Here is a 23,677-nt window from a genome sequence, read left to right on the forward strand (position 1 = left end):
CATCCGTGTCGCAGGAATCCCGGCATTCGGTATCAGCCGGTCACGCCGACTATGAACTACGCCCGGTGCCGCGGAGAAACTGTTCGACCGTCGTATCGACCAATCCGTCGAGCATCCCCGGTTCGATGAAATCGCCGTTGACGAGCGAGGCGAGCCCCTGCATGGTCGCGAACAGTACGAGTCCGAGCTGCCGGGTATCGCCCGCAGGTAGAGCTCCCTGTTCCTGCCCCTCCACGACCAGATCGTTCATCAGCGAGAACGGCGCTTCGGCCGCGCGGGCGATCCGTTCCGCGCCCGGCCGGTGCTTACCGGTGTACATCAGCTCGAGGAGCGCGGCGTTCTCGGTCGCGAAGCGGGTGTAGGTGGCCATCGCGACCCGCAGGCGGTCCGGAAAATCGCCGCCGGCTTCCACGAGCGCGGCACGCAGCGCCGTATCCAACTGGGCGAAACCGGATTCCGCGAGCGCGTCGAGCAACGCCTGCCGGTCCGCGAAATGCCGGCGCGGCGCGGCATGACTGACGCCGATCTCCCGGGCCAGATCCCGCAGCGACAACTGGTCCGCGCCGCGTTCCCGCAGGCTGCGCCCGGCCGCGTCGAGCAGCGCGGTCCGGAGACTGCCGTGGTGATAGGGCCGTTCGGCGGACAGGTCGGGCATAGCGCCCACCCTAGCGAATCGACGTTTCCGTCGACAACATTGTTGCCATCGTCTACTTTGTAGACTATGACAACATTCTCCGCCTCCAGCGTTCCTTCCATGACAGATCGCACGGTCATCGTCACCGGCGCGAACAGCGGAATCGGCCGCGTCGCCGCCCGCGTTCTCGCCGCCCAGGGAGCCCGTGTCGTTCTCGCCGTACGCACCCTCGACAAGGGCCACGAAGCCGCCGCCTCGATGACGGGCAACGTGGAAGTCCAGCGGCTCGACCTGGCCGACCTCGCCTCGGTACGCGCCTTCGCCGAAAATTTCACCGGCCCCGTCGATATCCTGATCAACAACGCGGGCGTGATGATCCCGCCCCTCACCCGCACCGCGGACGGCTTCGAATTACAGTTCGGCACAAACCATCTGGGCCATTTCGCCCTCACCAACCTGCTGCTCCCGCAGATCCGGGAACGGGTCGTCACCGTGTCCTCGAACGGCCACAAAACCGGCTCGATCGATTTCGACGACCTCAACTGGGAGCGCAAACCGTACCGGGCGATGCCCGCCTACGCCCAGTCCAAACTGGCGAACCTGCTGTTCACCGCGGAACTCCACCGCAAACTCACCGGCGCCGGCTCTCCTGTCCGCGCCACCGCCGCCCATCCCGGCATGGCGGCCACCAACCTCCTGCGCTCCGGCAGCCGCGGTCTCGCGACCCGCCTCACCGAGAAGGCAGCCACCCTGTTCGCCCAGAGCGACGAAGCCGGCGCCCTGCCCACGCTCTACGCGGCGGTCGCCGATATCCCCGGCAACAGTTACGCGGGACCGAGCGGATTCATGGAGGGCCGCGGCGCTCCGAAGCTGGTCGGCCGGTCCGCCGAAGCCCGGGACGCCGCGACGGCACAGCGCCTTTGGGAAGTCTCGGAATCGTTGACAGGGGTCACGTTTCCACAGCACGCGCTCCGGTCGAACTGATCCGACGCCGAACCAACTCAGCGGCCCAGCCCATGGACCACCTCGGCGAACCGGTCCAGCCGTTGCAGCGCCGCGTCGCGCGGGAGGACAGGAACGATGCCGAGCAGAGTGCGATGAATGCCCAACTCCACGAGGCGCTCCAAGTCGCGAGGTTGTGGATCGAACAGTGTCGCGATCACCGGCACCGGTGGCCGGCCGTGGCGGTCGGCCAGCGACCGGAGTTCCCGAACACCCTTTTCGAGCTCGTCGAGCGGAATACCCACCGGGGCCAGCCAACCGTCGGCGTGATCGAGTATACGTTCGTGCGTGGACGGTCCCCAGCCACCGAGCCACACCGGCGGGCGCGGCTGCTGCACCGGTTTCGGCCACGAATACAGCGGATCGAAATCGACGAACCTCCCGTGGAATTCGGCCTGTTCCTCGGTCCAGATGGCGCTCATCGCCAGCAGTCGTTCCCGTTGTAGCGCCACGCGGGTGCGGGGGTCGGTGCCGTGGTTGCGCAGCTCCTCACGCAGCCAGCCGACGCCCACGCCCAGCTCGAACCGCCCGCCCGAGGCCAGGTCCAGGCTCGCCACCTCCTTGGCCAGGATGATCGGATCGCGCTGGACAGCCAAGGCCACGGCGGTGCCGATCCGGAGCCGCCGGGTCGCGGCCGCGGCGAACGACAGCGTGACGAACGGGTCGAGGTTGCGGTAGTAGTCCCGCGGAATCTCACCGCCACCGGGATACTCGGTGGCGACCGTGACCGGGATATGGGTGTGCTCGGCCACGAACAGCGATTCGAAACCGCGGTCTTCCACCGCTCGGGCAAGGTCGGCCGGGCCGATACTTTCATCGGATACGCCGGTGAAGATTCCGATATGCATGCGGCTACGGTAAACATTGACACCAATGACAATGTCAAGGTCGAGGTGAGCGGAATGCAGATCGGCGAACTGGCACAGCGCACCGGCAGCAGCACCCGCTCCCTGCGGTACTACGAGCGCCAGGGCCTGCTGTCGGCCACGCGCAGTGGCAACGGCTACCGCAGCTTCGACGACTCCGCGGTCGACACGGTGCTCCGCATCCGCGCCCTACTCGCCGCAGGTCTGTCCACCGACGTCATCCGCCGCATACTTCCCTGCACCCGCGGCGCGGTCCCACAACTCGAACCGTGCACCGAGGTCGTGGCGGTCCTGCACTCGGAGATAGCCCGGATGGACACGCTGGCCGCAAACCTGGCCCTCTCCCGCCGGCTCCTCGCCTCGATCCTGCTCGACTCCGGAATCCCGGACCCCGGCGACAATCGCCGGCAGCACGCACCTGCGTGACGGGACGCTCGCGAGGAGGGAATCTCCTACCGCAGAACGATTCTCGTCGGACCATATCTCCGTAGACTCACCACGATGACGGGCATCGACAAGCCGCTACCGAGCTACTTTCCCGGGTGGCTCGACCGGTTGGGCATACGACTGGTGAATCCTTGGATGCGCCGGGTCGCGCCGTGGCTTCCGGGTTACGCCGTCGTCGAGCACACGGGCCGCCGGACCGGCCGGTCCTACCTCACTCCGGTCGCCGCATTCCGCAGGGGCCGGGTGATGGCGGTGGTCCTGTTACACGGCGAGACCGACTGGGCGCGCAATGTCGTCGCCGCGGGAGGTGCCTCGCTGCGCTACCGCCGGACGACGATCATCGTGGGAAACCCCCGTGTCCTGCGTCCGCGCCGGGCTTCCGCGGACGTGCCGCGTATCGCACGGCTCGGCAACCGACTGGCCGGGATTCTCGTCTTCGATATCGAATGACCGACCGCCTCGGCGGTCCTATCCCACTCGCCGGTCGATACGGACACCGAAACGCGCGGCGAGGACACCGAGCAGCGCGCCTGCCACCGTGGGTGCCAGCACCAGACCCACCCACAACCAGCGGGTCGGCCACATCTTCCACGCCATCTCGCCGAACATCTGATCCGAGTCCGGTTCGTAACTCGCCCAATAGCAGCTGACCGTGTTCGGTCCGAGCCACCACCACACCGCGGTCATACCCACCGCCGCGAGCCCGCACAGCACACCGAGCACGGTCGCGGCGAGCACGGTGCTACGCATCGCCGGCCAATTGTTTCCGCTCATGAATCCCTTTCCGACGACCGTGGCGCCGGACCGACACCCACCGGCCGCTGCTGCCACCGGAACAGGTATCGGAGCCACGATCCGGACAGAACATCGCGACACCGCCCGCAGCGTTTCAACTATTCGCGGTTCCACTGCCATCCCACCGCGCACCAGGCAAGCTGAGCAGTATCGACGCGGACTACTCGGCGGCGCGACTGGTGAAGTCGAAGGATCCGCCGTCGATGCCCCAGGAGATGATCCGTTCGGGGCGAATTCGGATGATCGCGCGTTCCTGGGGCGGGAACGGCGGCTCCTCGTCGTCGAGCGCCTCGGCCGTGCCGCGCACCTCGATGCCGCGAATCACATAGGGCTCCAGGGAAACCTGCTGGTCGATGACGAACGACACCCGGCTGCCCGCCTCGACATTGCGGTACTTCCGGCTGCCACGCATCCGCATACCCCCGATGTCGATGGTGCCGTCGGGGTTCACCCGATAGCTGGTCGGGTTGTTCTGTACGACGCCGCCGGGCGACACCGTGGCCAGCCGGCCGATTCCGGCTTCCGCGAGGAACTGCTGCTCGTTGCTGGTGAAGGTCATGTCGATTACTCCTCGTGATCCGGTCGGAGGCGCCAAGTTCTGCCGCCTCCGTTTCTAGCATTGCTAGAAGCAAGAGCGACAGTAACATCCGTTCGCTACTTTGTCTAGCAACGCTAGTTCTCCGGCTGCGGGACAGCGAATCGTGCTCGAATCAGCAAGCGGCACAAGCCGGAATACAGCCGAAAGGTATGCGCCGGAGCAGCCGGCAAGCCGGGTGCAGGCGAACCCGGAATTGCGAGGGGCGCCTACCCTCGGAACGAGTTCTACGACAGGAGCCTCCCGATGGCGGAGCGACGTTATCTGCATCTGAACCTGGTGGCCAACGACCTCAACCTGCATCAGGGCGCCCACCGGTACGAACAGGCCCACGGTGTTCCCGAGCGCAGCACGTTCGAGCGTTTGCTCGAATACGGCAGATTCGGCGACGAGGGCCTGTTCACCGCATTGTTCGTCGGCGACATCCCGGGCATGCAGGGCTCCCCCGCCTTCGACGGCGGGCCGGCGGAACCCATCACCGCACTCACCGCGATCTCCCAGCACACTCGGTATGTCGGCCTGATCGCGACAGCGTCGACCACGTTCTACGACCCCTACAACCTGGCCCGGCTGCTCGCCTCGCTCGACCAGGTGTCCGACGGCCGCGCCGGATACAACGCGGTCACCTCGGTGATCGACCGCTTCGCCCAGAACTACAGCCTGCAAGACCATCTCTCGCGCGAAGCGCGCTATCACCGCGCCGACGAGTTCCTCCAGGTCCTGCGGGCCTTGTGGGACAACCGTTCCATGCGTCCCGATCCGAGTGGCCGCGCCCGCTTCCACGCCGAACCGATCAACCACGACGGCCCCCTCTTCAAGGTCACCGGACCACTCAACATCGCACCCAGCCGGCAGCAGCGCCCGCTCATCGCACAGGCCGGCGGTTCGGGCCCCGGTATCAAGGTCGCCGCCAAGCACGCCGAAATGGTGTTCACCAACTCCGCCACCCGCGCGAGCGCCGCCACCTACCGCCAGACACTGGACAAAGCCCTCATCGAAGAAGGCCGGCCACCCGGCACCGTCCCCGCCATCCCCGGCCTCATCCCCTACCTCGGCCGCACCACCGAAGAAGCCGAAGAGAAACTGCGGGAACTCGACAGCTACGTCGACTGGGCACCCCTCGCACCGGCCGCCCTGGGACAGTTCGGCCTCGAAATCCCCCTCGGCGATATAGACGACCCGTTCCCCACCCATCTGCTACCGCGCCCGGACGACGTCGAGCAGACGATCAAGAGCACCTTCGGCAACTACGTCGGCCTCTACAACTGGGCCCAGGAACACCCCGGCGCCACCGTCCGCGACGTCGTCGCCCAAGCAGTCGGCCGAGGCGGCGCCACCCACCGCAAATTCATCGGCACCTACGACGAACTGGTCGACGATTTCGCAACTTGGCACGAGGACGGCAACATCGGCGGCTTCAACCTCATGTTCTCCGCCGGATCGACAGCCATCCGAGAGTTCATCGACGAGGTAGTCCCCCGCCTCATCGACCGCGGAATCTACCCCAGCACCCCCACCGCCCTCCCCCTCCGCCAACGGTTCTGAACTCCCGTCATCGTCGAGCGCCGCCGGAAACCAACGACCTCGCCGGATAGAACGTCGCTCGTCCTCTGCCGATCGGGCCATGGGTTCGGGCCACACGATTGCCGCCACCAGCACGAAAAGCGGCAACCCGATCGCGACCACGAACCCCAGCGCGATCAACGCCCCGCGCTCTGCATCGACCACCGGGCGAAGGACAGCCGCGGTAGCACCGTCTCGACATCGGCGATATCCATGATCCTGTTCAACTCGAGCGGGCCGAGGTGATGCGGACCGGGCAGGACAACCGCATCCACGTCGGCGGCGCGAACCTGGTCGAACAGCGGGAGCACCGACGCTACGTCGGGCCAGATCACCAGGTAACCGAGGTGGCGCGCCAGACGTTGCACCTGTGCCCGATCCCACGCCGGTGAATTGCTCACGTCCAGATCTACATATCCGAGTGCGGTCGGCCGGTAACGCATCGGTATCCCCTGTCCCTCTGTCCCCGTGTGTCGTTGGCTGCACCCGCCGCCGGGGCACTGTGGTCGTCCCAGCGGCGGGGCTGCGTCTACCTTGACCTGCCGACCTGCGGCGAAACGACGACCGAGAAGACGTCAATACATACATATTTCAGGCGACATTCAGGCGTCCAACGCCTAGGCTTCGGCGCATGGCCACGACACCGAACACAGCGTTGCGCGCAGCCCGCAATGCCCGGCTGATGAGTCAGGACGATCTCGCTCGCGCCCTGCGCGAAGCCGGATGCGCCAGCGCGACAAAACGACTCGTCCAACGCTGGGAAGCCGGGAGAACCCTCAATCCTCGGCCCTCCCACGCCCGCGCATTGGAGAAAGTCATGGGTCTTCCGATCGAGACACTCGGGTTCGGTGCGGTCATGGCCGGCCGTAGCCTGTCCGGGCCGGACGACGGCCGCGACGTGGAATCCGCAATCGGCGATATCGAAGCCGGGCAGCACACGACGCCGGGCAGCGGATCCCTTTCCCGGCTTCCCGGTTCGTATTCCGGTGTGTGGCTTTCGCGGTACGAGTACTACTCGAGCGGCCGGGACGCGACATTCACGGCCGCCCACTACGTCGTGCTGCTGCAGCACGACAACCGGTTGACCGTGCGCAGTCTGCCCGGCTCCTCCCCCTCGTCCCTGGAAATGGATCTGACCGTGGACGGCCATGTGACAACCGGGACGTGGAGTGAACTCACCGCGCCGGACGGCTACTACCGCGGCGCCCGGTACCACGGGTCGATCCAGCTACTGATCGAGCTGACCGGCACCCGGATGGCCGGGAAGTGGGTCGGGTTCGGGAAGAATTTCGAAGTGAACACCGGGCCATGGGAATTGGTGCTGCAAAATCCCTCGACCTCGAAATCAGCAATCGACGCCTACAACAAGCCCCCGGAGTCGGATACTCAGCCGTAGCGTGGCTCATAACCGGCCGATGCCAGTTCGACTCGCTCGGCGAGCTCGGCACAGTCGACCGGTTGCGTCGTATCTACGAAAACGGTGGGCACGAGGCCGAGCGGTTCGGCTTGTTCAGCCCAGGTGTCCCAGTGATCGGTGAGGCGTTGCCGGTCTCGATAGAGATCCGGACGACGCCTCGCCATATATCGCTCTCTCGCCGTATCCGCCGGCACCTGACACCAGACCTCGACCACCCGGTCGGCCTGCGCCCGCCCGATGCCGATCTCCGCATATCGCAGGTCGCGGGGCTTGAACCACCATGAATCAATGACCACGGATTTCGGCAGCACCCGAGCGAGCGCCCAGACCGTATCCATGGCAACACCGCCGAGATCGGCGGCGATCTCCCGGTCATCCACATATGCCGCAAGCGCTTCCTTCAAAGCGTCTTTCGAGAGGAATTGCGCGTTCAGTGTCGCTGCCAGTGACCGGCCCAGAGTCGACTTGCCCGAGCCCGGGAGTCCGTTGACCAGGACCAGTAGCTTGTCCACCTGCCCATCATGACGGACCCGCGCCAGCGGACTCAGCCGAGTTGTGCGGGATGCAGCAGGAGCGGCGGACGAATCGACGCGTGGGCCCTACCATAGGCAGCGTTCTCATATCCGAAGAGATATACTAGGTAAATGGCTGTAGAACGTCTGCTCACGCAAGCTCGCGAAGCCGCAGGCCTGTCGCAGGCTGGGCTGGCCCAAGCGGCCGGAACATCCCAGCCCACGCTCTCCTCCTACGAGCGCGGTCAGAAGTCACCGACACTCGAGACCGCCGCCCGGATCGTTGGAGAAGCGGGCTTCGAATTCGCACTCACACCTAAGATCGACTTCGTCGAAGCCGGCACTATCCGTGGCCGCCCGATCTCGACCCCCACAGTTCTACCCCGGCTCGCGCCAGAAAAGGCTCTGGCGATGGTCGAGCTTCCTCTGCACCTGAACTGGTCCGACCGCGGGCGCCGCTACAACCTGCGCGACCGGCGCCAGCGCGCACGGGTGTACGAGATAGTGATCCGCGAAGGCGGGCCGGCCGACATTCTCGCCTATATCGATGGCGTTCTGCTCGTGGACATATGGAACGAACTCGTACTTCCACCCGCGATACGTGCCGCCTGGGAGCGAGTCATCATTGGTACCGGTCGCGCGGAACCGAGTGTGGCGTGACGAAAGGCAGTCGGCCACACAGCGCCACGGACCTGACGAAGTTCCAAATAGAGGTTGCTCGCGCCTTCTTCCAGTTGAAGGAATCGGTGGGGTTCGTCGTATCGGGTGGAGCGGCTCTGCTCGCCGCCGGGCTGATCACTCGCCCCACCGAAGACCTCGATCTGTTCACCCACGCACCGACCGATTCGGTTCTGCCGGCCAAGGAGTCCTTCCTTGAATCCGCTGGCGTACACGGCTGGGACGTCTCGGTGATCCGGGAATACCCGACGTTCTGTCGTCTCGTAGTCCTCGGCCGAGACGAGGAAGTTCTCGTCGACCTCGCCGTGGACTCGCCACCGGCGGATCCGCCGACGATGACAATCTTGGGGCCAACCTTGGCACCCCTGGAGTTGGCAGGTCGCAAGGTACTAGCGCTGTTCGGCCGAGCCGAAGCACGCGACTTCGCGGACGTCTACGCACTCGCCGAGCGTTTCGGCGCCGAGGCATTACTCGTTCAGGCCACTGAGCAAGACAGGGGATTCTCTCGGTCCCTATTTGCCGAGATGATCGCGACACTGGACAGGTTCACCGACGACGAAATCCCGGCGCCGCCGTCCGATCTCCGCAAGATACGCACATTCTTCGCCGACTGGGCTACGCAGATAACTGGAGACCACCCTTGAGAGAAAGGCCGACGCCGCCCGTCCTGTCCGCACCCAGGGACCGATTGCAGCGGACGCCCGGCCCGGCCATCATGGCGAACCTACGCCGACAGGCCACTATGCGCCGTATCCGCCGTCGATCCTCAGCACTGTGCCGGTGATGTAGGAGGCCTGCGGACTGGCGAGGAAGACAACGCCCGCGGCGATCTCCTCCGGCCTGCCGTAGCGTCCCATCGCCGTTGTCGGCAGGAACATGGATGCGGCCGGGCTGTCGGCGGGGTTCATCTCGGTGTCGACGAATCCGGACTGGATGATGTTGACCGTGATGCCCCGGTGGGCGAGATCGCGTGCTGCGCCGCGGCTGTAGCCCTCGAGGGCCGACTTGGTCCCCGCATAGTCGGTCATCCCGGGAAAACCTACCCGCGTTCCCACACCCGAGCTGATACTCACGATTCGCCCGCCCTCGGGCAACAGCGGGAACGCCGCCCGGATCGCGGCCACCACACTGGTGTAGTTGATGGCGAGCTGGCGGTCGAAGGCGGATTCGTCGGCGAGCTCGCTGTCGATCGGGACACCGACGGTGACGCCCGCATTGTTGACCAGAATGTCCAGCTTTCCGAACTGCTCGACCACGCTGTGGATCAGACCCGCCGCCTGCGTGGCATCCGCCTGGTCGGCCCGGAAGGCCGCCGCGCGCACTCCTTTTGCCTCCAGCTGGGCGACCACGGCCTCGGCCCGATCCGCCGAGGACGAGTAGCTGATCGCGACGTCGGCTCCTTCGTCGGCCAGCGCCAGCGCCGACGCCGCCCCTATCCCCCGCGATCCGCCGGTCACGATCGCCACCTTGTTGTCCAGCTTTCCCATGTGCTTCTCACTTCCCTAGACGCAACGACATTCTTGACCGTGCGGTCCACAATAGGGATGGTGGACCGCACGGTCAAGAATTAGTACCCTGGTCGCATGGCACGTCCGCGCGCGTTCGACGAGAAACAGGTGCTCAACGCCGTCCGGGAACAGTTCTGGGACGCCGGTTACGCCGCGACCTCACTGGAAGACCTGATGCGGGTCAGCGGGCTCGGCAAAGGCAGCCTCTATGCAGCGTTCGGCGACAAACGTCAACTCTTCCTCCGGGCACTGCACGGCTACACCGACGACAGCCATAACCATCTGCGGAAAGCCCTCACCGAGACCCCCCGGGCCGTTGACGCACTGCGGATGCTCCTCGAGGCACCGATCGACGACCCGACCGGGACCCGGCGTGGCTGCCTGATGGCCAACAGCACCTGCGAACTCGGTAACGCCGATCCAGAAGTCCTCGCCCACGCCCACCGCACCTACGAGACCTCCACCGCGCTGATCGCCGACTGCGTCGCCCGCGCCCAACGCGAGGGCGACCTACCGGCCGAAACGGATCCGATCGCACTGGCGCGGGCCCTCCTGGTCGCACAACAAGGCATCGTCTTCATGGGCCGGACCGGGTTGGACACGGCCACGCTCACCGCCACGGCACGATCACTCGCGACCCAACTCCTGCCCCGCGCGGACAGCGCAAGGACTGGTAGTCCATGAGTACGAGACGATCCGGTTTACCCTGGGCCCGTGGTGGTTCACGAGCAAGTGACCTGTTCGGTAATCCGTGGGTACCGGCCGCTGTTGCTGGATCTGCACATTCCCGATGGGGTCGAGCGGCCGCCGGTTGTGGTCTGGATCCACGGGGGCTCGTTCCATTCAGGTGTGGCCGGCCTGGTGACCGAAACGATCGAGTTCTTACGCACGCGGCTTTCCTCGATCTGAGGAATAAGGCAAAGCGGTGTTTGTGGGGCGGGTGGGGCTCGAACCCACGACCAATGGATTATGAGTTCAATCACTGTCAGCGGTGTACGCACCAGCAAAGAACCTGCTGATCAGAGAGCATTTGACCATAATCTATTGGTGTAAATCTCCTCTAAGAGACAGCGCCGAAATCCGCGCCAGGTCGGGTTCTCACAGCCCTGGCTTGGCGCCCTCTGAACGTAGTCACGGTCGCCGCCCGCCATTTGACACAGCAACTGGCGATGCGTTCGATGCGACGGGTCATGCCAAAGCACGGCCGTGCCCCATCTGGGCTCGGAGCCGAAGACGCCGGGACGATCAACAATGACGGCCGGAAATGTCCCGGCCTGAAGCGGCGCAAGCTACCGCACACGAGTAGGCGCGTCGACACTGTGGGTGAGCTCTTCCCAATGGCGCCCTTCGATCTTGCGGACGACATCGTTGATCACAGACGCAGTATTCTGAGCCTTGGCTTCGACTATCGTCGCCGTCCTGCCTTCGTCATCGGTTATTTCACGGGTCTTAGTAGCACCGGTTTGGGAGTCAACGGCCGCACCGGTGATTGCGATCCAGTGCTTGCGGTGCCGGTACCAGTCGATCTGCTTCAGACGTTTCGTGAATTCTTCCATGGTCAGTGCCGGCGTCTTGGGGTCCTCTCGCTGGGTCGCGTCCAGGTACGCCTGCCGAGCTTCTTCTGCAGTAGTGTGCTCGTCCTTGCTTGCAGCCCCGGGCCCGATCGGCGCCGACAGTGGACCGATCTTGTCGATTCGGACGTCGTGGTAAACGATGGCAAGGGCCTTCAAAGCAAACGGCCAACCATGCACATACAGTCGCCGATAAGTGTCAGTGCCTTTGGGGGTGTTCTCGACCCATTTGTCGCCGAACATATCCTGCAGTAGCAGCAGGAACTCGCGACAGTACGGCACAAAGTAGTCAACGTGGAAGCTTTTGATGTAGTGGGGCTTCGCGTTCCCTCGTGAGATCACGTTGAGGAGCATCTGATCCATCGTGGAAAGGTCCACGATCGTCTTGGTGGCTGTGACAGTGGCGCCTCCGCTGCGTCCGTCGCCGAGGCGATGCTCGAAGATGGTTCCTTCGATCGCGCGCGCACGCAGCTGCGCGAGGGCAGAGGAGCTATCCATCTGCGCCACGAGGTTCTTGTTCTTTTTCGAGCCTCGTCCATTACGGTCTGCGAAGCTCTGTTTCGCCGCCAGGTTGTCGACGTTGAGTTCGACCTCGAGGGTCGTGCCGAAGGAGTCTCGGCCTCCGGATTTTTCGGCTATGCCGGTGGCGAACGCTTGAAAGAGGGCCGCCGTCTGAGTCTGGCCATCGGACTGCAGTACTGGCCGCTTCGGCAAGAACAGCATTCCGTACAGAGCTCTGGGGTTGCTTTCGTCGTACGCTATGAAAACGGTATCGGCAAACGCGCTCTGCGGCTGCCATCCGCTGACGGTAGGCAGGTAGGCGACTCGGTCACCTCGGATAGCTTCAACGATGTACTGCTTGAAGTGGGCCAGATTGTCGCGTTTGGCGCCCTTGAAGTCCTGCTGAGTCTGGCGGTGAGCCTCCCGCATCTCCAGGGCATCGTAGTCGTCTGGAGGCGGCGCCGCCGGATCGTAGCGCACGATCTCCACGAACTGCCGCAGGGTCAGATGCATCGTTGCTGTGATTCGATAATCTTGCTCCGACCCCTTGAGCGCAAGGGTGACCCCGCGGATCATGTGGCGCTTGTCGAGTTCATGCAAGAACTCGTAGCGGTTTCCGTCGACGGCCTGCCGCTCGTCTGTGTTGGTCTGATAGCGAACGATCTTCATCCCCTTGTACTCAGGGTCCGAAGTGATTTCGTTCATGGAAACGAGTGTGGTTTGCGGGATCATCGGCATGCTCATGGCCAACTCCTAGAGGCTGTGGACTGGGGATGGCGCAAGTCGCGGTATCACCGGGACCGGCGCGATGGAAGGCGGCTCCGGCGGCACATATCCGCCGGCCCGCAGTTTGGCTGGGATCACCACCAATTCCAGTCCGAGATTGAGGTTCTCGACGGCTGCAATGATCTGAGGCCGGATCTCGAAGGCAGCGAGAACCCCTTTGACCTGCCGCTCCTGTTTCGCGGCGATCCGTTCCTGGGCCCAGTACGCCAGGGCTTGACCCAGTCCGTCGTAGCTGGCTACAAGTTTGAACTCCCAGACTCGCACCACATCAGTGCGGTCGATGGTGCGCATGTCGGCCCGGATCCCACTGCCCATGAAGGTGTGCTCGGTCTGAAGAAGCATCTCGTCCGGTCGGAACTCGTCCAACCGGGAGGCGTACAGATCCCGAACTGCGCACTCTCGCGCAAGGCCAACGGGAAGCGTCGGTGAACTCTTCATTCAACCCCCTTGTCTACCAGCAGAGTACACAACTCTTCGCGATGAGCAAGGGGATCTTGTCGAAAGCTATTCATATCTCGAAGATCTCGCTCGACATCTCGAAGGTGAGGCGGCAGGCCGACTGGTGCAGCCACCGTAAGCGGGTGCCCTCCCAAAGGAATCGGAGTAGCCGCCTGAACTGCTACACCATGGTCACGACGTCTGAACTGTCGGCAACTGCCAGCGGCAATCACACGCGAGCCCATGCCGCTCGGCTGATGCGGCGGGGAGCGGCAGGAGAGCGATGTGGTGATAACCGTTCCGAGGAGACCGCTTCAGTACACCCGAATGAGCCCCCAGACTAGCGGTGACGCCAGCATCTGTATGGCCGGATACGCTATCGCCACAGTGTCTTTCAGAGTATGGGGTGGATGGTGTCGCTTAAAGTGTTCCGGGCAACTGCGGAGGCTGTGCTCGATTTCCAGTCCGGCCAGGAGTTGGCCGAGGCGATCGCGCAGGCTACTGGGTTGAAGGCCGATGGTGCGCGCGCCCGCTCGTGGGTTGAGAGTGTTCCCGAACTCGCTCGAGTGCTGGTGGATGTCGGCCTGGGAATGATCGAGATGTTGGTGGAGTATCCGTTCCCTGGCGCTGGGCAGAAGCGCGCCGATGCCGTGCTCGCGGGTGTACACCCTCAGACCGGCGACGATAACTACGTCGTCGTCGAGTTGAAGCAGTGGGATGAAGCGTCGCTGGCTTACAACAGTGAGCACCTGGTCCGTGGCAGCCGCCTCATCGGCGATAACCTGCACCCCATCGAGCAGGTGCGCGGGTACTGCCGGTATATGGAGCACTACATCGCGGTATTGCATCATCGTCCGGAAGCACTCCACGGGGTCGCGTACCTGCACAATGCAACCCGAACCTCGGTCGGTGGCCTGTTTCTCATGACCCCCGACCGCCTCGGCAGACTGTTCACCGGCAGCGATCGGCAAGCCTTCGGCGAGTATCTGGCTGACCGGTTCGCCCCGAAGTCCGCAGCAGCCGCGGCCGATCGACTGCTTGCGAGCGAGAACAGGGAGCGAAAGCCGCTCTTGCAGGTCACAGCCAAAGAGCTGCCTGCCGCTACCGACCGTACGCTCCTCGACAACCAGCGACTTGCCTACGACACAGTGTTGAACCGGGTCGAAGCAGCCATCAGCGATCCCCGCAAGAGCGTGATCATTATTACCGGCGGCCCGGGAAGCGGAAAGACCATGGTCGCGGTGTCGCTGCTCGCCGAACTGCGGCGGCAGCAGCGTAGCGTCAGCTATGCCACTGGCTCGTCGTCCATCACGGAGACCATGCGCCGATACGCTGGCCGTGGTATTCCGAAAAAGGAATTGAACAATGTGTTCGCGTATTATCGCGACTTCGCCCGGGTCGAGCCCAACTCTCTCCAGGTCTTGCTCTGCGACGAAGCGCATAGGATTCGCGAGACTTCGACGCACCGGCGCCAGTCGCGGTTGTTGCGAACCAACCGCCCACAGGTCGATGAGCTCATGGCCGTCGCCCGCGTTCCTGTTTTTCTGCTCGACGAGTACCAGGTCGTGCGGCCCGACGAAGTTGGTCGCGTTCCCCACATCGAGGAGCACGCGGCGCGGGCCGGCTACCTGGTGCACAAGATCCCTCTCGAGGGGCAGTTTCGTTGCGGTGGCAGTGCCGAGTACGACGAGTGGGTGCTGCGCCTCCTCGGAATCCGAGTCGGTGGACCCACATCGTGGTCAGGACACGGCTTCGACATACGTGTGGCAGCATCCCCGCAGGAGATGGAAGACTTCCTCCGATCGAAGATCGAGGACGACGGTGCCACCGCCCGTATGACCGCGGGGTACTGCTGGCCTTGGAGTGCGCCGAACAACGACGGGTCACTGGTTCCCGATGTACAGATCGGAGACTGGCATCGCCCCTGGAACAAGAAGTCGCCCACGATCGGAGGTGAAGCGCCTCCGTCGACATTCTGGGCCAACGACCCGCGCGGCTTCGGGCAGATCGGGTGTATCTACACTGCTCAAGGCTACGAATATGACTGGGCGGGTGTCATTCTGGGTCCAGACATAGCCTACGACGGCCGCCGACTCCGAGTCCGCCGTGAACATACCGAAGACTCCGCACTGAAAAGCACCAAGAAGAAGGTTCTGCCTGATGAGACTGCAGAAGAACTGATCCGCAACGTCTACAAAGTCCTGCTCACACGCGCTATGAAGGGGGTCGTGCTTTACGCCTGCGACCCAGCTACCAACGAGTATCTCGCCACCCTGGTCAGCGGCGGTACGTAGATCGCAGCGCGATGCACTGGATACTGCGCCTGCCACGCTTCGATTAGGTGAGATCGAACAATGACGGCTCCGAAGAGCCGACCTCTACATGACGATGGCCGCCATCGACACCTTCGGGTTGCGCGTCGGCCAACTCCGCGGCGGTCAGGGTGGCAATAACGTGGTCGGCAGCCGCGCGATTGGCCGGGTCGGCGTCGATATCCCATTTGCGCCGCAATTCGCGTAGTTGATCGAGAAGGGGTCGGTCGTCGGTGTCGGCGATGATCTGCCCGACGCGGGCGGGGCTGAGGCTCATGAGGGTGGCGATCTGGCGGATGGTCATGCCGTCACGGTGAGCCCAGCGAATGGTCGTGTCGCGTTCCAGGCGGGCGGCTTCGTCACGGAAACCCGAGAGCGCCAACCGGTGTGAGGCGCGAGCACTTCTGTCCAGTTTTCTGGACACCGACCGGCCGCGGGAAGGCTTCGCGCAGGGCGGGTTCCGAGTGGCGTGCCCGGCGAGTGAGGCCAGGACGCGGTGTCGCCATTGGAAGGCGTAGCGGATGCAGTTGGCGCAGTTCTTGTGCCCGGTGCAGCCGGGCAGGACCGGGGAGCGGCGGGCGGCATAGGACCAAGCGAGGCTGTCGGAACTGGCGAGCATCGACCCATAGGCACCGAGGCCGGCGGTTTTGATACCGAATCCATGCAACCGGACCCCGGGCACCGCCGCAGTGAGCGCGGCGATGATCGCTGCGGCTTCGGTGGTGGCTTCACGCCGGCACACCGACCCCAACCCGACGGTCGGTTCGGCGGCCAGGTCCACGCCCTGTTCGGCATAGCGAGCCGCGCAGGCGAGGTAGTCGTCCAGTTGGTAGCCCTGCAGGACCGGGATGAACGGCAGATCCGGTGCCAGTGAGCGGAGTTCGAGGTAGTTGTCGACGGTGCGGCGCTGATGTTCGACCACTGACAGGCCGGTGCCGACGAAGGTGTTGGTGCCAATGCGGCCGCCCTGGATGATGATCGGCTCGCACATCCAGTCCTGCGGGGCCGCCCACACCAGCCCCCCGATCTCGTCGCGGTAGCGGCGCACCCGGGCGACATACTGGGCGGGTGTGGTCGTGGTCCAGGCACCGTAGTCCTTCAACTCGGTGAACCCACCAGAGTCCAGGGCCCATTCACCCCGGGCTCGGGGCAGGGTTTTGCGGTCGCGAAGGCGGCGGTCGCAGACGAACAGAGCTTCGGTGGTGGCAGTGAACCAACTCGGCTGATGGGTGCCCAAGAAGAATTTCATCGCCGCACTCTCCGTACCCGCAGGACCCCGATGACCACGCTGGCGATCACGACGCCGTAGGCCTTGCCCAGCACCTGGCCCGGCAGCAGGGCCAGTGACCCGAACGCGATCCACAGGAACAGCATCGAGTCCAGGACCGCACCCGCGATCCCGCCGAGCAGCACCGCCCGTGTCCATCGCGGCGCCAGCCAGGTGAAGATCACAAAATCGGCCAACTCGCTGACCGCGAACGCGACCGCCGAGGCCGTGGCCACCGCAGGGCTCGCTATCAGATAGGAAGCCAGGGCCCCGACTGCCAGCGCGGCCAGGGCGACCTGTTTCCCCCAGAGGTACTGCACCCCGTCACGCAGGACCAGCGCTGGGCCGACCACGAAGACACCGGCGGGGGCCATCAATCCGAATCCGACTGCCACGACCCCGACGTTTTCGACCAGCCAGTTGGCCGCGAGGACCGATCCGAGGTACGCGCCCAGCACAACCGCGGCAGAGCCTCGCTTCTCTGGTGGGAGGATCCCGAGTCGCAGCGGTCGGTCGGGGGCGGGAATTTGCGCGGCGTTCGTCATTATTTCCCCAGTTCAAAGGTGGACGTCCACCCAAATTTTATCATTACATACGGGTGGACGTCCACCATGGGATAATGGGATAATGCCTAGTCAGCACCGATTTCCGGTCATGACCGTTCGAGCGGACCCCGACCTACACGAGCGGTCGAAAGCAGCTGTTGCCGCGGTCGATTCGAACCTGAACGCTCACGTGGTGGCATTCCTTCGCTGGCTCGTGCACGACACCGACGAGTTGCCGACCCGGCCGGCGGAACCCCCATAGCGTGGCATACCCAGATCGGGCCCTGACCCAGTCGGCGCCGCCGCCGGTTCATGGGAGCTGATAGAACAAAGCGATGGCCATCCTTCAGCTCCAAACCCTAATCGCGCGCTTCGCCGCGGAACGAGAATGGGAGCGCTTTCATACGCCAAAGAACCTCGTGATGGCCCTGACCGGCGAAGTAGGTGAACTCTCAGAACTGTTCCAGTGGCTTACCGCCGAGGAAAGCGCGACCGTGATGCACCATCCGACGCGCCGGACACGGGTTGAGGAAGAAATCGCCGACGTCCTCATCTACCTGCTGAGGCTGGCCGACGTCTTGGACATCGATCTCGTGGCAGCTGTCGAGGCGAAGTTGCTTGCAAACGCAGAACGTTACCCGGTCGAAGAGAGCCGCGGCCGCGCCGTGAAACACTCCGACCTGAAGGACTTCCCGCTGAACAAGCCTCAGCAGGGATAACGCCGGAACCTGAGGATCTGCCGGTGGTCGTCTTAACCACCACGACTCGAACCAAGCCACCTCCCCCTAGTTGTGGTCCTACCACACATACCGCGGAACGCTACCGCTCCCGGCCCTGATTACTCGCCCACCAAGCCGCTCCCCTTGTGGTCCCCTTCCCCCGCTTTGCGGTCTCCTTCGCCTTCTCCTTCCGGTTTCCCATTCTCTGAATGCTTTTGTTTGGTGTTGGCTCTTGCCCTGCCCGGCCGACACTCTCTCTGATCAGCGTAGCCAGAGAGAGTGTCGGCCGGGCAGGGCAAGAGCCAACACCAAACGCCCCAGCTAGAAGCGATTTTCGCCGTGATCTGATGCGATTCTGATCCGACTCGCAGTCGGATCAGGTCCGAATCAAATCCGCATCAGGTCCGGATCACGAATTAGGATCAGCGTTCTCGGCGGTCGGATCCGTTCGGGGTCAGCGCATGGGCGGAGCACCACTGCCAGGTCTCGACCCAGCCCTTCCGGTCCGCGGTGGGGATGGCGAACCAGACCCACCCGATCCAGGCTCTGGTATTGCAGCCAGCCCAGGCGTGGAGAAGTCCGGGCACGGTGGCAGCGCTATCGAGGCCGGCCGACTTCGCACGCATCGACACGGCGTCGCGGCGGGGCACGGCCACAGCAGCGAGGACGACGTTCAGGTCCACCAGCACAGGGGACGGTGGATCGACGACGCGCCGCAGCGGGGCCGAGAAAGCATCGTTCCACTTTTCGAACATATTTTCGATTATGCTCGGCGGATGACCACGGTCGGCAACGTGGTACGGATCGGCGAGTCCAGTGACTCCGCATTCAAGGCGCAGGAAGTCGACCAAGACGAGGCGCACGCCGCGATCGAACCGACCAAAAAGGCTCCCGGGCGGCCCCCTTCCCCATGCCGCTGTCGGCCCTAATTATCTAGAAGTCCGACACCTAGCTTCCCACCCCAGAGGCGGCGAATCGCCATAGACGCAACCGAAGGGCTCGTCGACGCGTGACCGGCGAGCCCTTCGGTTGGCGATACCGCCTTACGCCGCTTCCGATGAGCCAGGGAGGGTGTAGCGCTCGGCGGCGAACTTCATGAACTCCGCAATGAGGTTTTCCTCCTCAGCCTCGAACGCCCGCAGCGTGACAGCGAGGTTCGTCGAGCGCCCCCGCGCAAGGGCCGCCTGGCGCTTGAGCTGGTCCTTGGGCGTCTTGAGCAGCTTGCCGTCACGCTCGACTGCCTGTTCGAGCTGGGCCCGGCTGAGGATAGTGGTCTCGTAGAAGCGACGGGGCGACAGCAGCAACGAGGGGCGCACCCAGTCCTTCGGCACAAGCAGCAGCGGCTTGCCCATTACATGGGGCAGAGTCACAGACTTCTGCGTCCATGCGCGGGCGTCGGGGTCCCATACCTGCCGGTTGATTGAGGTAACACCTTCTCCGACCGACTTGAACTGCGGGTAGGTGGCGACCATCTCCGCCGTGAACTCGGCCAACGGGCCGTAGATCAGCCGGGTCGTCAGATCGGAGGGAATGTCCTTGTCGATCCCCTTAACGAAGAGCGGGATGGCTTCGATCTCCCGCAGAAAGCCCACCCGAACCAGCAGATTCAGCTCGTTGATCAGGGCATCCCAGATCCAGCGGCCGACAATTTCCGAGCCGCCATGCCCGTTGATACCGCGTGCCGACATGCCGAGGCGAGTCTCCCTCGGCTCAACGAAGTGCTGCAGAAGATCGAGCCCACGACGCCAGTCAGCGGCCGACCCGGACAACACACATCCCGTGACCTCTTTGAAGAAGGTATCGGTGCAGTAGTTCGCCATGTCAGCGAACGGCTGCGGAGCCCGCATCAACCGGATAGCGTACGTGTCGAGGAACAAGCGGTTATCGACCGAAAGTTCGACGTCCGCGAAGGGAACGGGTCCACCGATCCCGTAGAACTCAGAAATAGCAGGCATGCGCAGCCCACCCCTTTCGTTGTCAGCACCAGACATGGGAAGAGCTGGGATGGCATCCCACTACGACTCCGGCTACGCTGACAGCGACCTGCGAAGTGTCACTGCCGTGCGCTCCACGCCCGGCAAATGGTCTGCCCTACGTTGGCGCGAGGGCAGACCATTTTTTCTTGGGCGACTCCGCTGTCCGCATGGCCGATCACGAAGCGCCAGCATCTTTGCAGGTCATCCAATTGAGAGCCAGGGTACATCGGCCGCGCGACACGAACATGCTTTCGAAACGTTCGCGAGACCTGCGCGAGACCAAGCAAGATCACACGCCGGATTGTAACGAAACGATCACGGAATTACATCGTTGCCATTTCGCCAGTTAGGGACGAACTTCACATGCGCATTGCATGCGAATGGTGGTTCACATCGAATGTCCGAATGTTAGCTTCCTCACATTTCCGGAAAAGCTGACACTTGGGCACGTAAGCGATATTTTGTCGCCCGCTGCCGAAACTTCCTGCTCAGGGATCATCAACGAAGTCATTGGTTCAGAAGGCCAGCCCAAGTGGTCGCGGAATGACTGAGCCATAGCACACAGCGAGACCCGCCACCGACGTGGTGACGGGCCGCGCTGTGCCGATATCTCAAGCAGGCACCTGGATAGGAGCACCAAGGCTCAGAGCTTCGGCAACCGCACTGATCAAGTCTCGGGCAGCGGGCGGGGTGACGGCGTTGCCGGCGAGGCGAACCTGTTCGCGGCGGTTGCCCGCCATGATGTAGCTGCGGTCGAAGGCCATGGCCTGTTTGATTTCGTACGGTTCCAGCATCCGGAACTCGCAGTCCTCGAGCCGGGCGGCTCGGCTGGCCAACCCGTGATGTGTCCCGGCCGCCGCGACCGTGTCCAACGGGTCTCTGCTGGTCTTGGCGGTGTTGTGGTTGCGCAGCGGTATCACCATCGCCCAGCGATCCCGCGTGGTCGCCGTGCCATGCGGATCCTCGGTACTGCGTGAGGTGCCGTTACCGTAGTAAGGCACAAGCACCCCGGTCTCCGACCGTGTCGTCATCGTTCGCATCGGGCCCGCGATCGGCTGGGCCTGCTTCCCATCGCGACCCTCGACCGGCACCAACAGCGCGTCGGTCTCGCGGGTGGTCCGCGTCGGCATGGCCGCGGTCAGCGGTATACCGGTTTCACGCCAGGTGCCGCCTGCCGGGACCAGCACCGGGATGCTGGCGTATTTGTCGAGGCCGGCCTGGATCCGCCCCAACGTCTTCGCCGCCAGCGGTTTCGCGCGGTCGCCGATCCGCTGCCCGCGCAGATTCCAGTCGATGACCGTCGCCGCGGGCAACCATGCCGGTTCGACGATCGTGTTGCGGCAGGTCACCGAAGGGCAGCGCCATGCGTACTGGGCACGGTAGCGGCCCCAGGGCCGTGCTGGGTTCTTCCAAGCCTGCACCGTAGTCACCTCCCGCTCGCAGTTCGGGCACCACGCTCGGGGGCGGGTCCAGCGGTCGAGGTCCGGCGCGGACTCCCCGGCGCGCCAGAACACCACGTACATGCGGTCGCGGGACTGCGGGGCGGGGGTGCCGCCGGCTTGGGCGTGCATGCTGTTGAGATAGACGATCCGATGCCGGTAGCCGAGGCTTTTCATCGCGGTCAGCCAGGAGTCGAATAGCACCCATTTCGCGGCGTCGACGACGTTTTCGACCACAACGGCGCGGTAGCGGTGGTGCTCCGCGAACCGCACCACATCCCACATCGTCGCCCGGGAGCGTTCGGCGGCCTCGTTCGGCAGTACTTCCCCGAACAGGTCCGGTGTGGCGTCGATATTGCGGCGCCGGCCCTTCGCCCCGGAGTGGTTGGTGCATTCCGGGGATGCCCAAAGGATGTCGGTGCGGCGGTAACGCCGGGGGTCGACCTGGGACAGGTCCGCGCAGTCGTGATCGGTGTCCGGATGGTTGGCGTTGTGGGTCTCCACGGCCAGGGGCCAGTGATTGGCGGCGAGCAGGACCTGGACGCCGGAGACCTGGATGGCGCCGGTGCTGGATCCGCCGGCCCCGCAGAACAGATCGGTCAGGGTGATCATCGGGCGGTCTCCGCAGTGCCGAGCTGAAGCTGGGTGGTGTCGTCGAGGTAGCGCCATTGAATGCGGGTGACCTCGGTGTCGGGCCGGCAGCCCTTGTGGGTGGCGCAGAAGAATTCCACGAACTCGGCGGGGCTCATCTGCGGGAAGCCTTCGGCGGTCACCTCGGCCGGGGTGATATCGGCGAGGGGTTCGCGGCGGGTTGAGACGACCTCGATGTCGACGATGCGCACCAGGGGCTCGCCGCGGCGGCGGCCCATGACCTTGCGGCACAGGGTGAGCCGGTCGCCGGCGCGCAACATCTTCCAGCCGACTCGGCGGGTGACGGTCTTGCTGCGGTCGCGGACCTGGTTCTCGGTCAGGGAGACGGACATCAGTCGGGGCATGGGGGTTCACTCCTGGATATAGGTGCGGGCGGCGGTCAGGGTGCGGGTGACGGTGGATGAGGAGACGTCGACGTGGTCGGCGATCCGGGCGTGGGGCCAGTTCTGCTCGTGGCGCAACCGCAGGATTTCGGCGACCTTGCTCGGGTCGCGGCGGCCGGCGGGGTCGGCGTTGCAGACCGCTTCGGCGACGGTCTCCCACTGGTCGATGCGTTTGGTGCGCACCGGCGCGGAGACGTTGCTGCTGTCGTCGGCCTCCGGTGCGGTGTAGTGCACAACCTCATTGCTGGTGCGGCGGTCGCCGATTTCCAGTTCCGGAATGACCGGGCTTGCGGCGAGGGTGGGGCCGGTCGTGTGGGTTTCGGTCCATTCCTCACGCACCGCGACGGTGCGCACGGGTGCGGAGCGGTGCGCAGGATCGGGTTCGGTGCGCGGCTCTGGTGCATTGTGGTGCTCACGGATGATCATGTGGGCCAGGGCGGCGCCCATCCCGAGGACTGCGACGGGGAGGCAAGCGACGAGCACGGTCACCGGGGCGGGAGCTCGGGTGATCTCGGCGGCGGTCATGAGGTGGTAGGCGACCTGGCCCACAGCGCCCAGTGCGAGGCTTCCGAAGGCTGACCACATGGCGTAGCTGCGGGTTTTCTTCGAGCGGATGCGGCCGGATAGCCAGACGTAGAGGGCGTAGGAGGCGTAAGTCTCCATCCCGATCGGCAGCGTGATCGCGGTGTTCACTTCGAAGTTGTCCGCGATCCCGGGCAATGGGTTCACCGGTCCGAAGCCGGTGAGTTCACCGAGCCCGACCCAACCGGACCAGATCGCTACGAACGCTGGCAACGCCAGCAACAGCACCGGCCATGCCCGCAGGGGGCGCTGCTTCTCCGGCTGTGCACCGCCTTGTGCACTGTCGTGCGCACTGGTGCGCACGGCCTCGCTGCTGTGCACCGACTCGGTGAATGCTGCGGGTTGTGGCGCGTGATCGTGTGGTTCGTGAGGGTGGCTGGGCTGTAGCTGGTTCGTGGTGTCGTTCATGATTGGTGGTCCTTCTCTCGTTGTGGTCTCGTGCTGCGGGCCAGCGGTTCTGCCTTGTGCATTGGGCTGGCCCGCAGAGGTT

Annotated in this window: 28 protein-coding genes; 12 read left to right on the plus strand and 16 right to left on the minus strand. The window is 64.4% G+C overall.

Translation table 11 applies throughout. The annotated features are described in order from the left end of the window. Positions 1-49: 49 nt before the first annotated feature. Positions 50-655, minus strand: coding sequence for a TetR/AcrR family transcriptional regulator (locus ACQEVO_RS22195; protein WP_432916246.1), 606 nt, complete (start codon positions 653-655; stop codon positions 50-52). Positions 656-721: 66 nt separating this feature from the next. Between ACQEVO_RS22195 and ACQEVO_RS22200 the strand changes: the two genes are divergently transcribed. After that, positions 722-1,618 carry an oxidoreductase gene (locus ACQEVO_RS22200; protein ID WP_432916249.1) on the plus strand — a complete coding sequence of 299 codons (897 nt, stop codon included), beginning with the start codon at positions 722-724 and terminating at the stop codon, positions 1,616-1,618. Positions 1,619-1,635: 17 nt separating this feature from the next. Here the strand turns inward: ACQEVO_RS22200 and ACQEVO_RS22205 are convergent, their stop codons facing one another. Continuing rightward, positions 1,636-2,484 carry an LLM class F420-dependent oxidoreductase gene (locus ACQEVO_RS22205; protein WP_432916252.1) on the minus strand — a complete coding sequence of 283 codons (849 nt, stop codon included), beginning with the start codon at positions 2,482-2,484 and terminating at the stop codon, positions 1,636-1,638. 54 nt (positions 2,485-2,538) lie between these two features. On the opposite strand from ACQEVO_RS22205, the gene ACQEVO_RS22210 reads away from it, so the two are divergent. Both ACQEVO_RS22210 and ACQEVO_RS22215 read left to right on the plus strand, forming a co-directional pair. Continuing rightward, positions 2,539-2,928: a MerR family transcriptional regulator gene (locus tag ACQEVO_RS22210; RefSeq protein ID WP_432916255.1), complete on the plus strand. Its 390-nt coding sequence runs from the start codon at positions 2,539-2,541 to the stop codon at positions 2,926-2,928. Positions 2,929-3,003: 75 nt separating this feature from the next. Beyond that, positions 3,004-3,399, plus strand: coding sequence for a nitroreductase family deazaflavin-dependent oxidoreductase (locus tag ACQEVO_RS22215; RefSeq protein ID WP_432916258.1), 396 nt, complete (start codon positions 3,004-3,006; stop codon positions 3,397-3,399). Between the two features lie 18 nt (positions 3,400-3,417). On the opposite strand, the gene ACQEVO_RS22220 is transcribed toward ACQEVO_RS22215, so the two are convergent. Both ACQEVO_RS22220 and ACQEVO_RS22225 read right to left on the minus strand, forming a co-directional pair. After that, positions 3,418-3,723: a hypothetical protein gene (locus ACQEVO_RS22220; RefSeq protein ID WP_432916261.1), complete on the minus strand. Its 306-nt coding sequence runs from the start codon at positions 3,721-3,723 to the stop codon at positions 3,418-3,420. Between the two features lie 181 nt (positions 3,724-3,904). After that, positions 3,905-4,303, minus strand: coding sequence for a PPOX class F420-dependent oxidoreductase (locus ACQEVO_RS22225; RefSeq protein ID WP_432916264.1), 399 nt, complete (start codon positions 4,301-4,303; stop codon positions 3,905-3,907). A 282-nt stretch (positions 4,304-4,585) separates the two neighbouring features. Here ACQEVO_RS22225 and ACQEVO_RS22230 point away from each other — a divergent pair, with 282 nt between their 5' ends. After that, positions 4,586-5,884 carry an NtaA/DmoA family FMN-dependent monooxygenase gene (locus tag ACQEVO_RS22230; RefSeq protein WP_432916267.1) on the plus strand — a complete coding sequence of 433 codons (1,299 nt, stop codon included), beginning with the start codon at positions 4,586-4,588 and terminating at the stop codon, positions 5,882-5,884. A 155-nt stretch (positions 5,885-6,039) separates the two neighbouring features. On the opposite strand, the gene ACQEVO_RS22235 is transcribed toward ACQEVO_RS22230, so the two are convergent. Continuing rightward, the gene (locus ACQEVO_RS22235) at positions 6,040-6,345 is read right to left on the minus strand and encodes a hypothetical protein (protein WP_432916270.1); all 306 of its coding nucleotides are present in this window, start codon (positions 6,343-6,345) and stop codon (positions 6,040-6,042) included. 188 nt (positions 6,346-6,533) lie between these two features. On the opposite strand from ACQEVO_RS22235, the gene ACQEVO_RS22240 reads away from it, so the two are divergent. After that, positions 6,534-7,298 carry a helix-turn-helix transcriptional regulator gene (locus tag ACQEVO_RS22240; RefSeq protein ID WP_432916272.1) on the plus strand — a complete coding sequence of 255 codons (765 nt, stop codon included), beginning with the start codon at positions 6,534-6,536 and terminating at the stop codon, positions 7,296-7,298. Here ACQEVO_RS22240 and ACQEVO_RS22245 read toward each other — a convergent pair. Next, positions 7,289-7,831 carry an AAA family ATPase gene (locus ACQEVO_RS22245; protein WP_432916275.1) on the minus strand — a complete coding sequence of 181 codons (543 nt, stop codon included), beginning with the start codon at positions 7,829-7,831 and terminating at the stop codon, positions 7,289-7,291. The two genes, ACQEVO_RS22240 and ACQEVO_RS22245, sit on opposite strands and share 10 nt — an antisense overlap. 132 nt (positions 7,832-7,963) lie before the next feature. On the opposite strand from ACQEVO_RS22245, the gene ACQEVO_RS22250 reads away from it, so the two are divergent. Both ACQEVO_RS22250 and ACQEVO_RS22255 read left to right on the plus strand, forming a co-directional pair. Next, positions 7,964-8,491 carry a helix-turn-helix transcriptional regulator gene (locus tag ACQEVO_RS22250; protein ID WP_432916278.1) on the plus strand — a complete coding sequence of 176 codons (528 nt, stop codon included), beginning with the start codon at positions 7,964-7,966 and terminating at the stop codon, positions 8,489-8,491. Continuing rightward, positions 8,488-9,153 carry a nucleotidyl transferase AbiEii/AbiGii toxin family protein gene (locus ACQEVO_RS22255; protein ID WP_432916281.1) on the plus strand — a complete coding sequence of 222 codons (666 nt, stop codon included), beginning with the start codon at positions 8,488-8,490 and terminating at the stop codon, positions 9,151-9,153. The genes ACQEVO_RS22250 and ACQEVO_RS22255 overlap by 4 nt, the downstream gene beginning before the upstream one ends. A gap of 96 nt (positions 9,154-9,249) precedes the next feature. Here ACQEVO_RS22255 and ACQEVO_RS22260 read toward each other — a convergent pair whose 3' ends face one another. After that, positions 9,250-9,996 (minus strand): SDR family NAD(P)-dependent oxidoreductase, encoded by a 747-nt coding sequence (locus ACQEVO_RS22260; protein WP_432916284.1) that lies wholly within the window; start codon positions 9,994-9,996, stop codon positions 9,250-9,252. Between the two features lie 96 nt (positions 9,997-10,092). Here ACQEVO_RS22260 and ACQEVO_RS22265 point away from each other — a divergent pair, with 96 nt between their 5' ends. Next, positions 10,093-10,701 (plus strand): TetR/AcrR family transcriptional regulator, encoded by a 609-nt coding sequence (locus ACQEVO_RS22265; protein WP_432916287.1) that lies wholly within the window; start codon positions 10,093-10,095, stop codon positions 10,699-10,701. 30 nt (positions 10,702-10,731) lie between these two features. Next, positions 10,732-10,926 carry a hypothetical protein gene (locus ACQEVO_RS22270; RefSeq protein ID WP_432916290.1) on the plus strand — a complete coding sequence of 65 codons (195 nt, stop codon included), beginning with the start codon at positions 10,732-10,734 and terminating at the stop codon, positions 10,924-10,926. A gap of 380 nt (positions 10,927-11,306) precedes the next feature. Here ACQEVO_RS22270 and ACQEVO_RS22275 read toward each other — a convergent pair whose 3' ends face one another. Beyond that, positions 11,307-12,833: a hypothetical protein gene (locus tag ACQEVO_RS22275; protein WP_432916293.1), complete on the minus strand. Its 1,527-nt coding sequence runs from the start codon at positions 12,831-12,833 to the stop codon at positions 11,307-11,309. 9 nt (positions 12,834-12,842) lie between these two features. Continuing rightward, entirely contained in the window at positions 12,843-13,241 is a 399-nt protein-coding gene (locus tag ACQEVO_RS22280; protein WP_432916296.1) for a hypothetical protein, read from the minus strand. Between the two features lie 482 nt (positions 13,242-13,723). Between ACQEVO_RS22280 and ACQEVO_RS22285 the strand changes: the two genes are divergently transcribed. After that, on the plus strand, positions 13,724-15,607 hold the full coding sequence (locus ACQEVO_RS22285) for a DNA/RNA helicase domain-containing protein (RefSeq protein ID WP_432916298.1): 1,884 nt from the start codon (positions 13,724-13,726) through the stop codon (positions 15,605-15,607). A 43-nt stretch (positions 15,608-15,650) separates the two neighbouring features. Here ACQEVO_RS22285 and ACQEVO_RS22290 read toward each other — a convergent pair whose 3' ends face one another. Both ACQEVO_RS22290 and ACQEVO_RS22295 read right to left on the minus strand, forming a co-directional pair. Then, the gene (locus ACQEVO_RS22290) at positions 15,651-16,874 is read right to left on the minus strand and encodes a DUF7221 family queuine tRNA-ribosyltransferase-like protein (protein WP_432916301.1); all 1,224 of its coding nucleotides are present in this window, start codon (positions 16,872-16,874) and stop codon (positions 15,651-15,653) included. Further along, positions 16,871-17,287 carry a VUT family protein gene (locus tag ACQEVO_RS22295; RefSeq protein ID WP_432916304.1) on the minus strand — a complete coding sequence of 139 codons (417 nt, stop codon included), beginning with the start codon at positions 17,285-17,287 and terminating at the stop codon, positions 16,871-16,873. The genes ACQEVO_RS22290 and ACQEVO_RS22295 overlap by 4 nt, the downstream gene beginning before the upstream one ends. 259 nt (positions 17,288-17,546) lie before the next feature. Between ACQEVO_RS22295 and ACQEVO_RS22300 the strand changes: the two genes are divergently transcribed. Further along, the gene (locus ACQEVO_RS22300; RefSeq protein WP_432916306.1) at positions 17,547-17,699 is read left to right on the plus strand and encodes a hypothetical protein; all 153 of its coding nucleotides are present in this window, start codon (positions 17,547-17,549) and stop codon (positions 17,697-17,699) included. Between the two features lie 73 nt (positions 17,700-17,772). After that, entirely contained in the window at positions 17,773-18,156 is a 384-nt protein-coding gene (locus tag ACQEVO_RS22305) for a nucleotide pyrophosphohydrolase (RefSeq protein WP_432916309.1), read from the plus strand. A 422-nt stretch (positions 18,157-18,578) separates the two neighbouring features. Here the strand turns inward: ACQEVO_RS22305 and ACQEVO_RS22310 are convergent, their stop codons facing one another. The 5 genes from ACQEVO_RS22310 to ACQEVO_RS22330 all read right to left on the minus strand — a co-directional run bounded on the left by ACQEVO_RS22310 (position 18,579) and on the right by ACQEVO_RS22330 (position 23,595). Then, on the minus strand, positions 18,579-18,911 hold the full coding sequence (locus ACQEVO_RS22310) for a hypothetical protein (RefSeq protein WP_432916312.1): 333 nt from the start codon (positions 18,909-18,911) through the stop codon (positions 18,579-18,581). Positions 18,912-19,199: 288 nt separating this feature from the next. Then, positions 19,200-20,111 carry a hypothetical protein gene (locus tag ACQEVO_RS22315; protein ID WP_432916315.1) on the minus strand — a complete coding sequence of 304 codons (912 nt, stop codon included), beginning with the start codon at positions 20,109-20,111 and terminating at the stop codon, positions 19,200-19,202. A gap of 632 nt (positions 20,112-20,743) precedes the next feature. Then, positions 20,744-22,183 (minus strand): DNA cytosine methyltransferase, encoded by a 1,440-nt coding sequence (locus ACQEVO_RS22320; protein WP_432916318.1) that lies wholly within the window; start codon positions 22,181-22,183, stop codon positions 20,744-20,746. After that, complete coding sequence (locus ACQEVO_RS22325; protein WP_432916321.1) at positions 22,180-22,566, minus strand: hypothetical protein; 387 nt, start codon at positions 22,564-22,566, stop codon at positions 22,180-22,182. The genes ACQEVO_RS22320 and ACQEVO_RS22325 overlap by 4 nt, the downstream gene beginning before the upstream one ends. Positions 22,567-22,572: 6 nt before the next feature. After that, positions 22,573-23,595 (minus strand): hypothetical protein, encoded by a 1,023-nt coding sequence (locus tag ACQEVO_RS22330; protein ID WP_432916324.1) that lies wholly within the window; start codon positions 23,593-23,595, stop codon positions 22,573-22,575. Positions 23,596-23,677 lie beyond the last annotated feature (82 nt).

The sequence above is a fragment of the Nocardia sp. CA-290969 genome, from assembly GCF_050936135.1.
Lineage (GTDB): Bacteria > Actinomycetota > Actinomycetes > Mycobacteriales > Mycobacteriaceae > Nocardia.

Excerpts from the sequence above, each read along its gene's own strand:
- ACQEVO_RS22200 (WP_432916249.1), top strand. The coding sequence starts at position 722 with ATGACAACATTCTCCGCCTCCAGCGTTCCTTCCATGACAGATCGCACG.
- ACQEVO_RS22235 (WP_432916270.1), bottom strand. The coding sequence starts at position 6,345 with ATGCGTTACCGGCCGACCGCACTCGGATATGTAGATCTGGACGTGAGC.
- ACQEVO_RS22330 (WP_432916324.1), bottom strand. The coding sequence starts at position 23,595 with ATGAACGACACCACGAACCAGCTACAGCCCAGCCACCCTCACGAACCA.
- ACQEVO_RS22250 (WP_432916278.1), top strand. The coding sequence starts at position 7,964 with ATGGCTGTAGAACGTCTGCTCACGCAAGCTCGCGAAGCCGCAGGCCTG.
- ACQEVO_RS22310 (WP_432916312.1), bottom strand. The coding sequence starts at position 18,911 with ATGTTCGAAAAGTGGAACGATGCTTTCTCGGCCCCGCTGCGGCGCGTC.
- ACQEVO_RS22225 (WP_432916264.1), bottom strand. The coding sequence starts at position 4,303 with ATGACCTTCACCAGCAACGAGCAGCAGTTCCTCGCGGAAGCCGGAATC.
- ACQEVO_RS22195 (WP_432916246.1), bottom strand. The coding sequence starts at position 655 with ATGCCCGACCTGTCCGCCGAACGGCCCTATCACCACGGCAGTCTCCGG.
- ACQEVO_RS22325 (WP_432916321.1), bottom strand. The coding sequence starts at position 22,566 with ATGCCCCGACTGATGTCCGTCTCCCTGACCGAGAACCAGGTCCGCGAC.
- ACQEVO_RS22265 (WP_432916287.1), top strand. The coding sequence starts at position 10,093 with ATGGCACGTCCGCGCGCGTTCGACGAGAAACAGGTGCTCAACGCCGTC.
- ACQEVO_RS22210 (WP_432916255.1), top strand. The coding sequence starts at position 2,539 with ATGCAGATCGGCGAACTGGCACAGCGCACCGGCAGCAGCACCCGCTCC.
- ACQEVO_RS22215 (WP_432916258.1), top strand. The coding sequence starts at position 3,004 with ATGACGGGCATCGACAAGCCGCTACCGAGCTACTTTCCCGGGTGGCTC.
- ACQEVO_RS22240 (WP_432916272.1), top strand. The coding sequence starts at position 6,534 with ATGGCCACGACACCGAACACAGCGTTGCGCGCAGCCCGCAATGCCCGG.
- ACQEVO_RS22230 (WP_432916267.1), top strand. The coding sequence starts at position 4,586 with ATGGCGGAGCGACGTTATCTGCATCTGAACCTGGTGGCCAACGACCTC.
- ACQEVO_RS22260 (WP_432916284.1), bottom strand. The coding sequence starts at position 9,996 with ATGGGAAAGCTGGACAACAAGGTGGCGATCGTGACCGGCGGATCGCGG.
- ACQEVO_RS22305 (WP_432916309.1), top strand. The coding sequence starts at position 17,773 with ATGGCCATCCTTCAGCTCCAAACCCTAATCGCGCGCTTCGCCGCGGAA.
- ACQEVO_RS22285 (WP_432916298.1), top strand. The coding sequence starts at position 13,724 with ATGGTGTCGCTTAAAGTGTTCCGGGCAACTGCGGAGGCTGTGCTCGAT.
- ACQEVO_RS22315 (WP_432916315.1), bottom strand. The coding sequence starts at position 20,111 with ATGCCTGCTATTTCTGAGTTCTACGGGATCGGTGGACCCGTTCCCTTC.
- ACQEVO_RS22300 (WP_432916306.1), top strand. The coding sequence starts at position 17,547 with ATGACCGTTCGAGCGGACCCCGACCTACACGAGCGGTCGAAAGCAGCT.
- ACQEVO_RS22320 (WP_432916318.1), bottom strand. The coding sequence starts at position 22,183 with ATGATCACCCTGACCGATCTGTTCTGCGGGGCCGGCGGATCCAGCACC.
- ACQEVO_RS22205 (WP_432916252.1), bottom strand. The coding sequence starts at position 2,484 with ATGCATATCGGAATCTTCACCGGCGTATCCGATGAAAGTATCGGCCCG.
- ACQEVO_RS22220 (WP_432916261.1), bottom strand. The coding sequence starts at position 3,723 with ATGAGCGGAAACAATTGGCCGGCGATGCGTAGCACCGTGCTCGCCGCG.
- ACQEVO_RS22275 (WP_432916293.1), bottom strand. The coding sequence starts at position 12,833 with ATGAGCATGCCGATGATCCCGCAAACCACACTCGTTTCCATGAACGAA.
- ACQEVO_RS22290 (WP_432916301.1), bottom strand. The coding sequence starts at position 16,874 with ATGAAATTCTTCTTGGGCACCCATCAGCCGAGTTGGTTCACTGCCACC.